The organism is Pseudomonas juntendi, assembly GCF_021560075.1.
Lineage (GTDB): Bacteria > Pseudomonadota > Gammaproteobacteria > Pseudomonadales > Pseudomonadaceae > Aquipseudomonas > Aquipseudomonas juntendi.
Map to the genome: position 1 here is coordinate 1,348,319 of NZ_CP091088.1, position 14,913 is coordinate 1,363,231.

The window sequence follows — 14,913 nt, forward strand, 5'->3', positions numbered from 1 at the left end:
AATTTTTTATTAAGTCAAGATGCACCCTGTTCAAATCCTTCCCAGCGTGCTACAACCTGCTTAAGCAATGATCTAGCTGCTTGATAACGAAGGGAAAAATATGACGAAGTCGGAGCTGATCGAACGTATTGTCACCCATCAAGGGCTGCTCTCGTCCAAGGACGTGGAGTTGGCCATCAAGACTATGCTTGAACAGATGTCACAATGCCTGGCTACCGGCGATCGCATCGAGATCCGCGGTTTTGGCAGCTTCTCGCTGCACTATCGCGCCCCACGCGTGGGGCGTAACCCCAAGACCGGCCAGTCGGTCAGCCTCGAAGGCAAGTTCGTCCCGCACTTCAAGCCCGGCAAAGAGTTGCGCGACCGGGTCAACGAAGAAGATGAGGCCGAGGCCTGAGCACTCAAGGAGCAATCTGATGCGTAACCTGAAGCGCGCCCTGGCGGCTATTTTCGTGCTGCTGTTGGCGGCGGTGGTGTTGTTCTTCGTGCTGGAGAACCAGCAGCCCGTTGCGCTGGTGCTGTTCGGCTGGGCTGCGCCGGAAATGCCCGTGGCTGTCTTGGTGCTGGCAGCGCTGGTCATCGGCCTGGCTATAGGCCCGCTACTGGGCGCATACGGCGTTCAACGCAGCAAGCGCAAGATCAAGGCCTCTGCCCGGCAAGCGGCATTGAGCGGTAACTAAGGAAATTTCCTACGCCTTCCTGGGAATAGTCCGCCTATGCACAGGCTGGCCGCCATGAAGTAATAGCCCACTTCATTTATGGCCAAGTTGAGTGTGCGTAGCATGGAGTTCCCCTGCCTTTTCCATCACGGTGGCACCCGGGGTGTGACTGGGTCCTGCCACCAGTTGCACTTGGCCTCGTGTAGCAGTTTGCTGGTCGACTGTGGGTTGGAACAGGGCACCGATGCGCCGCCTGGTGCAGAATCCGCGCCGCTCAGCTTCGATATTCATGGCATTCGCGCGCTAATCGTCACCCACGTACACCTGGATCATGTCGGGCGCATACCTGCGCTGCTGGCTGCAGGTTACCGCGGCCCCATAATCTGCAGCGAGCCATCGGCGCGGCTATTGCCGCTGGTACTGGAGGACGCCTACAGGGTGGGCATCAACCGCGAGCCTGCTCAGGTGGCGCGGTACCTTGAACGGGTCACAAGCCTGATTGTGCCTTTGCCCTTCGAGCAGTGGCATGAAGTGGTGATGGAGCCGGGTTTGCAGTGTCGTATCCGCTTGCAGCGTGCAGGGCACCTGCTTGGGTCGGCATATGTCGAGTGCGACCTGTTGCATGGAAGTATCAACACCCGTTACGTGTTTTCAGGCGACCTGGGCAATGGTGCCAACCCATTGCTGCGCCCGCTTCGGCCCCCAGAGCGGGCAGATGTGCTGGTGCTGGAGAGTACCTACGGTGACCGCCTGCACCCGGTCAAGGGCGGTCGGCAGCAGCAACTGGAGGCGGCAATTGATCGCGCCTTGGCCGACAAAGGCACCATTCTGATTCCGGCCTTCAGCCTGGGGCGTACGCAAGAGCTGCTGTACGAAATAGAGGATATTCTGCACCGCAAGGCATTGACCGGAGCCCGCGGCGAACCGGGTGACGAAGATCCCGTCAACTGGTCGCAGTTGCCCATCATCCTCGACTCACCCTTGGCCCAGCGTATTACCGGTGCCTACCGCGACCTGCATGAGTTCTGGAACGAAGAGGCGAGGGCGCGGCTCGCGCAAGGGCGTGATCCGCTTGGCTTCAACCAGTTGATCACAGTGGACACCCATGCCAAGCACCAGCAGGTAGTCAATTACCTCAGCAGCACCGGTCGACCGGCCATCGTCATTGCAGGCAATGGCATGTGTTCGGGCGGGCGGATTGTCAATTACCTCAAGGCCATGCTGGGGGATCGGCGGCATGAGGTGATGTTTGTGGGGTATCAGGTAAAGGGGACGCCGGGTGCGGTAATCCAGGCGAGTGAAGGGGCTGAAGGGTTGGTGCTGATTGATCTGGATGAGCAAATGTACGAAATACGCGCGAAAGTGCTGACCCTGGATGGATACTCGGGGCATGCCGACCAAGCGGGGCTGGTCGGGTTTGCAACCAGCGTGGCGCAAAGCCCCCGCAGGATTGTACTGGTGCACGGTGAGCGCCGAGCCAAAGTCGAGCTGTCCCGGGTATTGGCGCGGAGGCTTTGCGAGCTGGAGTGGGTGACGCAAATACAGATTCCCGCATAAAGTCGTTTTCCATGGAACGTTCATAATCGTGATTGTCTTATGGCTGCCCTCAGGCGTTTCGCGCTCTCCCGCCAAGGTTAACGACCGGCCTAAATTGGGTGATTGCCGCGGGATAGCCAGCTGCCGGCCGGCAACCTACGAAGAAAAATCTCTGGTATTCTACGGGGTGAATCTTGCGTCTTGTGCCTATGGATGGTCGGGGATTTAAATACGCTGGGCGCTCTAATTTTCGCGCCGTTGCGCATTTGCGACGGTGATCAGCAGTAAGACACATGCCGGTTTCTTGAAGTGAAACAACATCAAGGGGCCGTTAAGGATCCGAATATGGAATTGATCCCGGTAATTTTATCCGGTGGCGTTGGTAGCCGTTTGTGGCCAGTATCCCGTGAGGCTCATCCGAAGCCGTTCATGACGTTGCCTGACGGGCAGAATCTAATCCAGAAGACCTTTCTTCGCGCAGCCCGGCTGGAAGGTGTGGTCGAAGTCCTCACCGTCACCAACCGCGAGTTGTTGTTCAAGACCGAAGACGAATATCGTACGATCAATACCAAGGGCCATGCACAGGGCTATATCCTCGAGCCATTCGGTCGCAACACGGCTGCCGCGGTGGCTGCTGCCGCGCTGCAACTGCACCAGAGCCACGGGCCGCAAGCGCATATGTTGGTGCTGGCAGCAGACCACCTTATTCAGGACGAAGTGGCTTTTTCTCGAGCTGTTGACAAGGCGATCCATCTCGCTGAACAAGGCTGGCTGGTGACGTTTGGCATCAAGCCGCAGTATCCAGAAACCGGCTTTGGCTATATCGAGGCCGCTGCCGGGGCGGCACTTGAAGGCGGGTTGAAGGTCGAGCGTTTTGTCGAAAAACCCGATGCCAAGACTGCCGAGGCTTACGTAGCGGCTGGCAACTACTTCTGGAATGCCGGTATGTTCTGCTTCCAGGTAGGCGCCGTAATTGAAGAGTTCAAAACTCATGCGCCTGATGTGCTGGAAGCTGTTGCCGCTACGCTGGAAGCTTCTCGCATTGCCTCGTCGGCAGGCTACCGCTGCCTTGCGCTTGATGCTGAAACCTTCGCCAATGTCCCTGATATTTCAATCGATTACGCCCTCATGGAGCGTTCTCGAAAGGTCGCGACCATCCCATGCGACATAGGCTGGAGCGACATAGGGTCGTGGAACGCGGTCAGCGAACTTACCCCGCCGGATGAGCACGGCAACCGTTTCGAAGGCGAGGTGATGGCCTACGAAGCAACCAACAATTATGTCAGCACTGAAGATCGCCTTGCTGCCCTTGTCGGTGTGCAGGACCTGTTGGTGGTCGATACGCCCGACGCTCTGCTGATTGCCCACAAGGACCATGCCCAAGACGTCAAGCATATCGTCAAACGCCTGAAGGGCGATGGCCACGCCGCGCATTTGTTGCACCAGACGGTGCATCGTCCTTGGGGAACATACACCACGCTTGAAGACGGCGAGCGCTTCAAGATCAAGCGTATCGTGGTCAAGCCGAAAGCATCGTTGTCCCTGCAGATGCACCATCATCGTAGCGAGCACTGGATTGTGGTCAGCGGCATGGCCCTGGTGGTAAACGATGACCAGGAGCTGATGCTTAATACCAATGAATCCACATTTATTCGTGCCGGTCACAAGCATCGCTTGCAAAACCCAGGTGTCATTGACCTAGTGCTGATTGAAGTCCAGAGCGGTGACTACCTCGGCGAAGACGACATCGTTCGTTTCGAGGACAAATACGGTCGTTGCGACGCCTGAACTCAGGTTTTTCCCGTCGGCCCGTGAGTGCCTTTTCGAGGTGCCGGGCCAATTTCATGCGACTGACCATCGCCCGCCATCCCCTTCTAGGCGTTGCACGCTCAGGCGGCAACGCATCCAGAGAGATGTATGTACGCACCTATCCAGACCCGCTGCTTCAAAGCCTATGATATTCGAGGCCAAGTTCCGGCCGACCTCAACGACGACATCGCTTATCGCATCGGGCGCGCCTTGGTGGCCCAACTGGGCGGTTGTAGCTATGTAGTGGGTCGTGACATGCGCCTGGAGAGCCCTGGCCTGGCAAGCGCCTTGGTAAAAGGCCTGACGGAAGCCGGGGTCGATGTAATCGACATCGGCTTGTGCGGTACCGAGGAGGTTTATTTCGCCACTAGTCACTACCAGGCCGACGGCGGCATCATGGTAACCGCCAGCCATAACCCCAAGGGTTACAACGGCATGAAGCTTGTACGCGAGCACTCCCGCCCGATCAGCGGTGATACAGGTTTGGCGGACATCCGTGCGCGTGTCGAAAGCGGCAATCTTGGTACTCCTGGCAAAACCCAAGGCGCTGTTCGTGAGGCATTCGACAAGAGTGCCTACATTGACCACTTGCTGACCTACGTTGATCGGTCTGCCCTCAAGCCACTCAAAGTGTTGGCTGACCCCGGGAATGGTGCAGTCGGCCCGGTGCTCGAACTGCTGAAAGCGCGCCTGCCACTGGAGATGACAATCATCAATGGGGAGCCGGATGGCAACTTCCCTAACGGTATCCCCAACCCACTGCTGCCTGAAAATCGCGACCTGACTCGGCAAGCCTTGCTCGATACGGGTGCTGATATAGGGATAGCGTTCGACGGTGATTTCGATCGCTGCTTCTTCTTCGACAACCAGGGGCGGTTCATCGAGGGTTACTATGTTGTCGGTCTGCTGGGTGAAATGTTGCTGGCCAAGCACCCAGGTGGCAAGATCATCCATGACCCGCGGCTGACATGGAATACCATTGAACAGGTTGAGGCCGCGGGCGGTATTGCCATCCAGAGCAAGACCGGCCACGCCTTCATCAAGGAAAGAATGCGTGCCGAAGATGCCGTTTATGGCGGTGAAATGAGCGCCCACCATTACTTCCGCGACTTCGCTTACTGCGACAGTGGCAATATTCCATGGTTGTTAATTGCCGAGCTGATGAGCACGACCGGGAAGAGCCTGGCGCAACTGGTGGACGAGCGCATCAAAGCTTTTCCGTGCAGCGGTGAAATAAATTATGAAGTTGGCGATGTGAAAGGCACTATCGAGCGCATCCTCGCTTTTTACCTGCCGCATAATCCAGAAGTCGACCGTACCGATGGTATCAGCGTGGCATTTGCCGACTGGCGTTTCAGCCTGCGCGGTTCGAACACCGAACCGCTGTTGAGACTGAACGTCGAGAGCCGGGGTGACAGCGCCTTGGTCGGACGCCGTGTCAACGAGATCGCGCGTTTGATCAGGGGCTGACTGGTTTCATGAAGCTTTTGCTCAATACTGAATCGCTGGTCCCGCCGTTGACCGGGATCGGGAACTATACCTTCAACCTTCTTGAGCAACTGCTGGCTCAGGAGGTAGGTGTGATCGAGTGTTTTCATGGGGCCAGGTTCTCAAGTGCAGAAAGCGCATTGGCCCAGTGTCTGGCCGCCACATCGCTCTATGTGAAGCCAGCTGCCGAGCAAGTGAAGCTCACTGGGCGTCAGGCTCTTGAAGCACATGTTCGGAGTATCCTCAAACGTTGGACGTTCACCTACCATGCCAGGGAGGCGTTGCTCAACGCCCGGCGCTACTCTCGGGCAGGTGAACGCCGGCAGTACATCTATCACGAGCCGAATTTCATCCTTAAACCCCACGTAGGCCCTTGCGTGGCGACCATTCATGACCTCTCGTTCCTGCATTTTCCGCAGTTTCATCCGCGCAAACGCGTGGAGTGGCTAACTTCCAAGCTGCCTCAGACTTTGAAACGAGCGGATATGCTGATCACCGATTCGGATGTGATACGTGATGAGCTAGTGGGTGACTTCGGGGTAAGTTGCGACAGAGTGAAAACGGTATATCTGGGTGCGTCCCAGGCGTACCGGCCGCAAACGTCCGATGAAACCTGCGTGGCTCTTCAGCGGTACGGGCTTCAGCATGGGCGCTATGTATTGTTCGTGGGTACACTGGAGCCGCGCAAGGGCGTAGGCAGCCTCATTGAGGCTTGGTGCCGCCTGCCGCGGGCCGTGCGTGAGGAGTATCCACTGGTATTGGCTGGCGCACCCGGGTGGCACAATCAGGACCTTGGCGATCGCATCAAGGCACTGGAACTCAGCCACGGCTTGCGCCAGCTTTCCTTTGTGCCGGGGGCTGACCTACCGGCCCTTTATGCCGGGGCCTCAGTATTTGCCTACCCATCGCTCTATGAAGGTTTCGGTCTGCCTGTGCTAGAGGCAATGCAATGTGGCGTGCCGGTGATCTGCACGGCAGGTACATCCATGGCCGAATTCACCCAGGGCAGTGCGTGGCTGGTGGAGGCTGGCAATATCGAACAACTGAGTGCGCAGCTCAACGACCTGCTTGGCGACCCCGCTGGCCGCTCCGCATTGGCGGATGCCGGCTTGAAGCGTGCTGCCGAATTTTCCTGGGGGCGTTGTGCTGAGGAGACGCTGGAGGTCTACCGTGCAATCGGCTAGTAGCCGGGCGGCCTTACCAAGTGCCATGCCTGGCATAGCCTGCGCCGTACGTTACAGATTGGGCGCGAATACCTTACATACAGGAAGTCTTATGAACATGGTGAGTCGAATACAATGAATACGCCGCTGTCTTTGATAAAAGACGTACTGCGCTATCGGGGTCTGATCTTTGCGATCACCCTGCGTGAGATCAAAAGCCGTTATGCGGGCTCTACTTTCGGTGCCCTGTGGTTGGTGGTGCCACCGATTTTCATGGTGTTTATCTATACGGTGATCTTCTCGCGCCTGATGCAGGCGCGGATGCCCGGTATTGAGCACCAGTATGCTTACAGTATATACCTCTGCGCGGGGCTGATTACCTGGAACCTGCTGCTTGAGTTGGTACAGCGGGGCAAGGGTGTATTTCTTGAGCATGCGAACCTGATCAAGAAGTCCAGCTTTCCCAAGTTCATCCTATTCATTCCAGTCATCGCGACGGCGGCGCTGAACAGCTTGATCCTGCTGGTGCTGGTGGTCATGTTCATGCTGGTGTCGGGCTTCCCGATCATGCCTACGACGCTGGTATTGATTCCGGTGTTGGCCACTGTCGTATTGCTGGGGGTTGCCGTAGGGGCCTTGCTGGCGACATTGAACGTATTCTTTCGCGATATCGGCCAGTTGAGCGATGTTTTTTTCCAAGCACTGTTCTGGGCCACCCCGATCGTCTATCCGCTGAGCATATTGTCTGAACATGTACAGTCGATGCTGTCGTGGAACCCCGTTTTCCCAATGGTACTGACGGCGCAGAAAGCATTGTTGGGTGAACCGGTCGGGATGTCCCAATTGGCTTACCCGCTTGGCTTCGCTGTTATCGTCTTCATCCTGGCTGTTGTGTTGTACCAACGCAGCTACAACGACTTGCTCGATCAGATCTGACATGACAATTCAAGTAAACCAGGTAGGTAAGGCCTATCCGAAACTCAAAGGTCGCTGGCACGCACTCGGTACTTGGCTCGGGCTGTGTAAACGCGACCAGAACTGGATTATCCGGGATGTCAGCTTCAAGGTAGGGCAGGGCGAATCGGTGGGCATCATTGGCGTCAACGGCGCCGGCAAGAGTACCTTGCTGAAGATGATCACCGGCACAGCGATGCCAACCGAGGGCTCAATCACCACCACTGGCCGCATTGCCGCGCTGCTCGAGCTGGGCATGGGTTTTCATCCCGAGTTCACTGGCCGGCAAAACGTTGCGTTAGCGGGGCGCATGCAAGGGCTCGAGCGTGCGGAAATTATCGCGCTGATGCCGGAAATTGAAGCATTTGCCGAAATTGGCCACTATTTCGACATGCCTGTCCGAACCTATTCATCGGGCATGTTCGTACGCCTCGCGTTCAGTGTGGCGACAGCTGTGCGCCCTGAGGTCCTGATTGTTGACGAAGCATTGGCGGTAGGCGACGCCTACTTCCAGCACAAGTCGTTCGCGCGCATTCGTGAGTTTCGCGAGCAGGGCACGACCTTGCTGTTCGTTTCCCATGACCCAGGTGCCATCAAAAGCCTTTGCGACCGTGCGATCTTGCTGGGCGACCACAAGATGCTGATGGATGGCCGGCCCGATGAAGTACTGGATTACTACAACGCGCTGATTGCCCGCAAGGAAGAAGGATCGCTGCAGGCCCAGGCTGTAAATGCGCCGTATGCTGGGCGCTCGGGCAATGGCAAGGCTCGGATCGAGGAGCTTACCCTCAGCAGCAATGGCCGAGCGGCGACCATGCTGGAGGTAGGCGCGCCGCTCACATTGAGCCTGAAGATCCGCTCCAATGAGCCTATCTATGATTTGTCGCTGGGCTTCATGTTCAAGGATCGCACTGGCTACGACATTTTCGGTACAAACACTTGGTTGCGTGGAGAGTTGCGCGACCTGGGTGTCGAGGCTGGCAAGGAACAGACGCTGACCGTGACAATTCCAGCCTTCAATGTCGGGCCCGGAAGCTACAGCCTTACCCTTGCCTTGCATGGGGGCGCCGATCACATCGAGGACAACTTCGACTGGTGGGACAAGGCTGTTGTGTTCAATGTGATTGGCAACAGCAGCTACAAACATTTCGCCGGGGTATGCGCCATGCAGGCAGAGTTCAAGCTTGACTGAGGCGTTTGAGAGGTGCCCGGCTTGAACAAGGCCGAGGGTCTTGCCCATTGGGGCTTGCTCGACGCTAGCAAGACGACCTGCGTAGAATGACGGCCTCTGGTGTTCCCGTAGCGTACGAAGCTAGTGCCATACACTCATCCGCCTACACTGGCCACTCAACCAGTTTTGAACACAAATAATGACTATCGATCTTAAAAAACTGCAAAAAACCATTCAGGCTGAAGTCAATCGTCGCGAGTATGAGCGAGTTACTGCCAGTGCCGATAGTGCAAAGCTGCCTAGTAATGTACCCAACGACATTGTACGTACTTTCGAGCTTTTGGATCTTGAAGGGTACCTGCCGCCCAAGCCTGAAGCGCCGGTGCAACCTGAAGTAGCGGCCACCCCAGCGGCCAACGACGACACCCCGCAAGCCCAGACGCCGCCGCCGAGCCTGTATCGCCGGCTGCGCGGGTTGCCGATAGTCGGCAAGCTCTTCAGCCACCCGCGTATCATGAATTTCCTCACCAGGGTGCGGCAGCGCCCTGGTGGTGCCACGCTGAAAAACCTGTTCATTACCCTGGCACACGCGGTAGCCGTGCGTGTTCCCGGTGTCTTGCGCATGCGGCAGGTGCTTGCCGTGGTGCGTCACCTGCCCGAACGAGTGGGCGCGTTGGAGTGGCACATCGCCGACGGTGCTGCTCGTTTGCGCAACGTCGCTGTGCAAGTACAGAACCAGACCAACCAAAGCCTTTACACCCACGGTTTGGCAATCCAGCAGAACGAGCAGTACCTGATAGAGCGCATGCGCCGTCTGGAGCAGATGCTACGCGAACAAACCTTGACCATTGCCGAACTTCAGGCAGCACGACCACGGCTCGACAACGCTGCCCAGGCAATGCCGGCGGTGGTAGATGAACCGGGCATGCCGGCAGAGCTCTACCTGGAGTTCGAGGCCAGTTTCCGTGGGGCGCCTGAAATGATCCGCGAACGGCTGAAGCGGAACCTTGACTACTTCCGGAATGATCCAGAGCTGGTTCAGTTGCCAGTGCTGGACTTGGGCTGTGGTCGCGGCGAGTGGTTGCAACTGCTCAAGGAAGAAGGCATCCCGGCGATCGGCGTCGACTCCAACAGTGCGATGATCGAAAACTGCAAGCAGTCCGGTCTTGAAGTCTACATGGGCGATGCGCTGCAGTATCTGGCAGCTATGCCTGCCAACAGCCTGGCGGGGCTTACTGCCTTCCATATCATCGAACACTTGCCATTAAACGTTCTAGTTCGCCTGATTGATGAGGCTCGTCGTGTCGTGTGCCCTGGTGGCGTTGTTTTGTTTGAAACGCCAAACCCGGAAAACCTGATTACCGGGGCCTGCAATTTCTACGTCGACCCTACGCACCGCAACCCATTGCCACCCGCGCTGGTGGCGTTCCTACTCAAGGCGCGTGGGTTCGAGCGAGTTGAAATCGACCGTCGACACCCGGGTGACCCTTCCCTGTTGCTGCAAGGCAACGATGAAGCCATCACCACCCCTCTCAACCGATTGCTGTTTGGCCCACAGGACTACGCCGCCATCGGTTATGCGCCCTGAACAGGTTGAATTGATTCCATGCATCTGATTATCTGCAACGAGCGCCTGCTGTTCCGTTTTGGCGTAGACCGTGTATTGCTGCTGCTGGCGCAAGGCCTCAAGGCCTCGGGTTGGCACATTACCTTTGTCGCCCAGCGCGCCAACCATGATGTATTGCGCCGTATCACTGACGATATCCATACCCCACCAGAGCATCTGGGGGCGTATACCGACCTGGATCAGGTGACTGCCGAATGGTTACGCGACAACCGTCATCTCTTCTCGCCGGCCGGTAGTGACCCGTCCGGCACGGTAGCGCTGATCGGTGGTTGGCCGTTCTATGCCTCGATTGCAGTCTTCCGCCAGTGGGGCGTACCCACCGTGGCGCTAGATTGCGGTGGTGTCCCTTATGAAGATATGAAGGGCCCTGCGCGTATGGTGCAGGAGCGCTTGCGCGCCCAGCGTCGCGAATACCTTCCCGAAGCGCGAGTGGTCACCCCGATCAGCCACTTTGTATCGCGTAGCCAGAGCTTGCCCGATGCTGGCCCCGAAGTAGAAATCGCCATGATTCACCTGGGCGCTGACCACTTGGCCGGTGGTGTTGACCAAAGCCTGTGGCTACATGGTCATCAGGTGGCTGGTGATCAGGCTGGCGCTGATCCAGCCGACGGCCCCATGATCATCAACCTGGGCCGCTGGGAAACCGGTAACTACAAAAATAGCGAAGGGCTTTACCCGATTGCCCGGCAAATCATTGCCGTACACCCCAAAGCACGTTTCAGCGTACTGGCGACTGCCGACGAACTGAAACTGCCGGCTGACCTAGTGGGCTATATCTTGCCTTTGGGCCACCCCAGCGATGCCGAACTGTCTGCATTGATGGCCAACGCCCAGTTGGGCTTGAGTGTATCGCACTGGGAAGGTTTCAACTTGCCGCTGGCGGAGATGCAGCAGTTGCGCAAGCCTGTGCTGGTTTTGAATATTGGCGCGCATCCCGAAGTGGTTGCCGACGCTCGGCAGCTTTGTGCCGACGAACACGATATGGCTGCAAAGGCACTGCGGGTGCTTGCGGGCGACCTGCTGACAGGCCCCGAATGGGAAGCCAACCTGGACAACTTCCAGCAGACCTTTACCTGGAAGCGCACCATCAAGGCATACGCCGATTTGCTCGCCACCTTGAATCCTATCCAGGAACTGCCCGTACCTAAGCTTGTCATCGACACCAGCGCCTGCCTGCGCGATACCGCCAACACAGGTGTGGCGCGGGTAGTGCGTAGCCTTACCCGTAAGTTGCAGGACTTTGGCGAGCCACTGTTCGTGACCTGGGACGAAACCTTGCGCGAGTATGTGCTGCCCACCGAGGGTGAGTATCACAACCTGGCTTTGTACGGCGGCCCCAAACCTGACCCGCAACACTACGTACTGCCCCGCTCGCCGGCCCACCGTCGGCAGACGTTGTCCAGCCTTGGGGGCAGAGCCCTGCGCGGTGGCTGGTTGCTGCAAAGCGAGATCGTCTTCGAGCGCCAAGGACCTGCACGCCGTGCCGCAGCCCGGCAGCTAGGCCTCAACGTTGCGGCGATTTTCTACGACGCCATTCCGGTCACGCACCCCGAATGGGTTGCCGATACCGCTATTCGTGACAACCACGCTGCTTACATGCGTGGCCTGGCCGAGACCGACCGCGTGTTACCGATTTCTCCGGACGCCGGTAAGCAGTTGCAAGCCTTCTGGGAGCGTGAAGGCATCAACCCGCATGCCCACGTTAAAACCTGCTGGATTCCCGGCGAATTGACCGCATCTGTACGTGCTACTACCCCGGCTGCGGCGCCTGGTGCGGGTGAACCGCTGCGTATCCTGTGCGTTTCGACACTCGAACCGCGCAAGAACCACAAAGTGCTGCTCGAAGCTGTCTCCCGCCTGGCCAGAGACTACCCGCAACTGGACTGGCAACTGGACCTGATCGGCAATCGGTATGCTGGTGCCGACCATATTGTCGATGCAGTACGTGCGGCCAATGCTGCTGACCCGCGCATTGTCTGGCACGGGGTGGTCGACGATGCCACCCTCAACGACTATTACGCCAAAGCCCATGTCAGCGTGTATGCCTCCCTCGTAGAAGGTTATGGCATGCCGATCGTCGAATCGCTTTGGCATGCGCGTCCCTGCATCTGCCATAACGGCGGGGTAATGGCCGAGCTGGCAGCGGAAGGTGGTTGCCGTACAGTAGACATGACTGACCCCGATGCACTCGCCGGGCAAATCTATGCGCTGGCAAGCGAGCCGCAGGCTTACCTGAAACTGGCCAGCGAAGCCGTGGCCCGGCCAATCCTGACCTGGCGCAGCTACGCGCGGGCCATGCTGCGGCAATTGGCCAGCCACACATTGCGAACGGTTGCCAAGCCGTTGCCGCGCCAGTGGCAACACTTGCTGATCGACCCGCAGCTACAATTGGTGGACGAGCCTGGTCAACTAGCCTTGGCTTGCCTGCTGCACCAGCGGCCGGCCCAATGCGCACTGCTGCTGGGCGAGCATCCCCAATGGGTGACCGACTTGATCGGCCACCACGCACTGCGAGCTTGGCAAGTGGCGGATGGGACCCTGTTGGGTGACGTAAGCCGAGAAGGCGCGATTAGCCGCATTGAAGCGCCCGTGGATGCAGCCTTGCCGTTGCTGCTGGCCGAGCTGCGCGACAGCGAAATTACCGTCGACTTGGTCGTGCTGGCAGCCGAGCCGTTCAACCCTGCATTGCGTGAAGCGCTCAGCCCGTTACTGACGGGGCAGGCTGAAGGGCTGCTGTTAATAGCGCAAGGCCTGAGTGCAGAGACAACGCTGGCATTGGGCTTGCCACCCGAGGCTGCTATCGAGCTGCCAGGGTTGCGTGGCTATCATTACCCGCTGGTGAAGCCAGGGGCGGATAAATGAAGGTTCTGGTCATCTCCAACTTCTTCCCGCCGCACGTCATTGGTGGCGCGGAGATCATAGCCTACCACCAGGCCCGGGCGTTGGCAGCGCGGGGCCATGAAGTGCGCGTGCTGGCAGGGGATAACAGCCGTGGCCTGCCAGGCTATCCCATCGAGCAGGAGATGTTCGATGGGCTGCCGGTTACGCGCGTTTCACTCACTTATCTGGATTTTGCGCCCACCGGCAACAATGTCGCTCACCTGGGCGTAGAGCGAATTTTCCTTCGACTCATCGCCGATTGGCGCCCCGATGTGATTCATGCGCACCACATGGCTGGCCTGTCGCTCGGTATTCTGCAGTTGGCCCGGGCGCGCGGCATTCGTATCGCGCTGACTTTGCACGACCACTGGGGTTTCTGCATGAACAGTACGCGGATCACCACCCAGGACACGCTGTGCCAAGACAGCACGCAGTGCCACAAATGCCACTCGCATATCTACAACGGCGACCTCTTGCTGCCGCAGCGTATGCGGCAGGACTACCTTCGCTGGCAGTTGGATGCAGTCGACCACTTCATTTCGCCCAGCCACTACCTGGCGCAAACCTACATCGCCAACGGCCTGCCCGCCGAACGCATGAATGTAATCGCCAATGGCATCGAGCTGGAGCGTTTCAGTTCAACCACACCTGCGCCCCCCGGCCCTCGCCTGAATGTGCTTTTCACGGGCTACATGGGGGGCCATAAAGGTGTGCCGTCCCTGCTCAAGGCGTTGGCTTTGCTGCCGCCTGACAAGGTGCATGTCGACATGGTTGGCGACGGCCATATGCTCGAAAGCTACAAGGCTGAACTGCGAGCAATCGCCCCGCGTCTTTCGGCAAAGTTCTGGGGACGGTTGCCAAACGCGCGTATTGCTGAGCGTTTCGCCCAGGCCCACGTGTTCGTGCTGCCATCGGTGTGCCCGGAGAATCAGCCAGTGACCATTACCGAAGCCATGGCCTGCGGCCTGGCCGTAGTCGGTTCGCGTATCGGGGGTATTCCGGAGCTGGTGGATGAAGGCGTTACAGGCCAGCTCTTTGAGCACGGCAATGCTGAAGAGCTGGCACGTTGCCTGCGTCTCTATATTGACCAGCCAGAGCTGCTGGCGGCCCATGGTAAAGCCGGTCGGGAACGGATCCAGGCTTATGCCTTCGACCTGCAAATAGACCGCATTGAAGCACTGCTCGCCGGCCCAGGGGCTGAGCGTGGCGAGCAGATGCAACTGATTGCCTGTCACGGGGCGCCCTTGGCCAGTACATTCGATACAGTACTCAAGGCGTTGTGCCCGGTGCCGGCCAACCGGCCCCAGCCAGCGAGCCAGCCATGCTGCGTTCCGGCAAACTGGATCGCGCCGGAACAGGCAGATGTGCTCTGGGTGGCAGGGCCCACCGCTCATGATCCGGATGCAGCCATGCAGCTAATCGAAGCCTACCGGGCACAGGGCAAGCAGGTGGTGGTGGATGAACGGCACCTGCTCGTGGCCCGCAATACCGAATCAGCCCTGCTGGCGCGGGGTGGAGCAGAGGTTGCATTGGGTCTGGAATACCTGCTGGCTTATGTCAAAGAGCCTGAAGCCGACATTGTTATCCAGTGACTGTGCAAGGCTGACCCGCGTTGCGCGGAACATG

11 protein-coding genes are annotated in these 14,913 nt (G+C 58.3%); all 11 read left to right on the forward strand.

The window, feature by feature from the left end; translation table 11 throughout:
- Nucleotides 1-100: 100 nt before the first annotated feature.
- The 11 genes from ihfB to L1P09_RS06195 all read left to right on the forward strand — a co-directional run bounded on the left by ihfB (nt 101) and on the right by L1P09_RS06195 (nt 14,879).
- Nucleotides 101-397, forward strand: coding sequence for an integration host factor subunit beta (gene ihfB / locus L1P09_RS06145; RefSeq protein ID WP_003252675.1), 297 nt, complete (start codon nt 101-103; stop codon nt 395-397).
- Between the two features lie 19 nt (nt 398-416).
- Entirely contained in the window at nt 417-680 is a 264-nt protein-coding gene (locus L1P09_RS06150) for a lipopolysaccharide assembly protein LapA domain-containing protein (RefSeq protein ID WP_009685995.1), read from the forward strand.
- 102 nt (nt 681-782) lie between these two features.
- Nucleotides 783-2,216, forward strand: a complete 1,434-nt coding sequence (locus L1P09_RS06155) for an MBL fold metallo-hydrolase RNA specificity domain-containing protein (protein WP_235768594.1) — start codon at nt 783-785, stop codon at nt 2,214-2,216.
- A gap of 324 nt (nt 2,217-2,540) precedes the next feature.
- Entirely contained in the window at nt 2,541-3,983 is a 1,443-nt protein-coding gene (locus L1P09_RS06160; RefSeq protein ID WP_070085807.1) for a mannose-1-phosphate guanylyltransferase/mannose-6-phosphate isomerase, read from the forward strand.
- 129 nt (nt 3,984-4,112) lie between these two features.
- Nucleotides 4,113-5,474: a phosphohexomutase domain-containing protein gene (locus L1P09_RS06165; protein ID WP_235768596.1), complete on the forward strand. Its 1,362-nt coding sequence runs from the start codon at nt 4,113-4,115 to the stop codon at nt 5,472-5,474.
- 8 nt (nt 5,475-5,482) lie between these two features.
- Nucleotides 5,483-6,676 (forward strand): glycosyltransferase family 4 protein, encoded by a 1,194-nt coding sequence (locus tag L1P09_RS06170; RefSeq protein ID WP_083281529.1) that lies wholly within the window; start codon nt 5,483-5,485, stop codon nt 6,674-6,676.
- 114 nt (nt 6,677-6,790) lie between these two features.
- Complete coding sequence (locus L1P09_RS06175) at nt 6,791-7,591, forward strand: ABC transporter permease (RefSeq protein ID WP_009685988.1); 801 nt, start codon at nt 6,791-6,793, stop codon at nt 7,589-7,591.
- Between the two features lies 1 nt (nt 7,592).
- Nucleotides 7,593-8,801 (forward strand): ABC transporter ATP-binding protein, encoded by a 1,209-nt coding sequence (locus tag L1P09_RS06180; RefSeq protein ID WP_009685987.1) that lies wholly within the window; start codon nt 7,593-7,595, stop codon nt 8,799-8,801.
- A 361-nt stretch (nt 8,802-9,162) separates the two neighbouring features.
- Nucleotides 9,163-10,368, forward strand: coding sequence for a class I SAM-dependent methyltransferase (locus L1P09_RS06185; RefSeq protein ID WP_165944124.1), 1,206 nt, complete (start codon nt 9,163-9,165; stop codon nt 10,366-10,368).
- Nucleotides 10,369-10,386: 18 nt separating this feature from the next.
- On the forward strand, nt 10,387-13,269 hold the full coding sequence (locus L1P09_RS06190; RefSeq protein ID WP_070085804.1) for a glycosyltransferase family 4 protein: 2,883 nt from the start codon (nt 10,387-10,389) through the stop codon (nt 13,267-13,269).
- On the forward strand, nt 13,266-14,879 hold the full coding sequence (locus L1P09_RS06195; RefSeq protein WP_009685983.1) for a glycosyltransferase family 4 protein: 1,614 nt from the start codon (nt 13,266-13,268) through the stop codon (nt 14,877-14,879). Before L1P09_RS06190 ends, L1P09_RS06195 begins: the two co-directional genes overlap by 4 nt.
- Nucleotides 14,880-14,913 lie beyond the last annotated feature (34 nt).

Bases quoted from the DNA above. Each gene is read 5' to 3' on its own strand.
- L1P09_RS06160 (WP_070085807.1), top strand. From the start codon at position 2,541: ATGGAATTGATCCCGGTAATTTTATCCGGTGGCGTTGGTAGCCGTTTG.
- L1P09_RS06175 (WP_009685988.1), top strand. From the start codon at position 6,791: ATGAATACGCCGCTGTCTTTGATAAAAGACGTACTGCGCTATCGGGGT.
- L1P09_RS06190 (WP_070085804.1), top strand. From the start codon at position 10,387: ATGCATCTGATTATCTGCAACGAGCGCCTGCTGTTCCGTTTTGGCGTA.
- L1P09_RS06155 (WP_235768594.1), top strand. From the start codon at position 783: ATGGAGTTCCCCTGCCTTTTCCATCACGGTGGCACCCGGGGTGTGACT.
- L1P09_RS06180 (WP_009685987.1), top strand. From the start codon at position 7,593: ATGACAATTCAAGTAAACCAGGTAGGTAAGGCCTATCCGAAACTCAAA.
- L1P09_RS06195 (WP_009685983.1), top strand. From the start codon at position 13,266: ATGAAGGTTCTGGTCATCTCCAACTTCTTCCCGCCGCACGTCATTGGT.
- ihfB (WP_003252675.1), top strand. From the start codon at position 101: ATGACGAAGTCGGAGCTGATCGAACGTATTGTCACCCATCAAGGGCTG.
- L1P09_RS06165 (WP_235768596.1), top strand. From the start codon at position 4,113: ATGTACGCACCTATCCAGACCCGCTGCTTCAAAGCCTATGATATTCGA.
- L1P09_RS06170 (WP_083281529.1), top strand. From the start codon at position 5,483: ATGAAGCTTTTGCTCAATACTGAATCGCTGGTCCCGCCGTTGACCGGG.
- L1P09_RS06150 (WP_009685995.1), top strand. From the start codon at position 417: ATGCGTAACCTGAAGCGCGCCCTGGCGGCTATTTTCGTGCTGCTGTTG.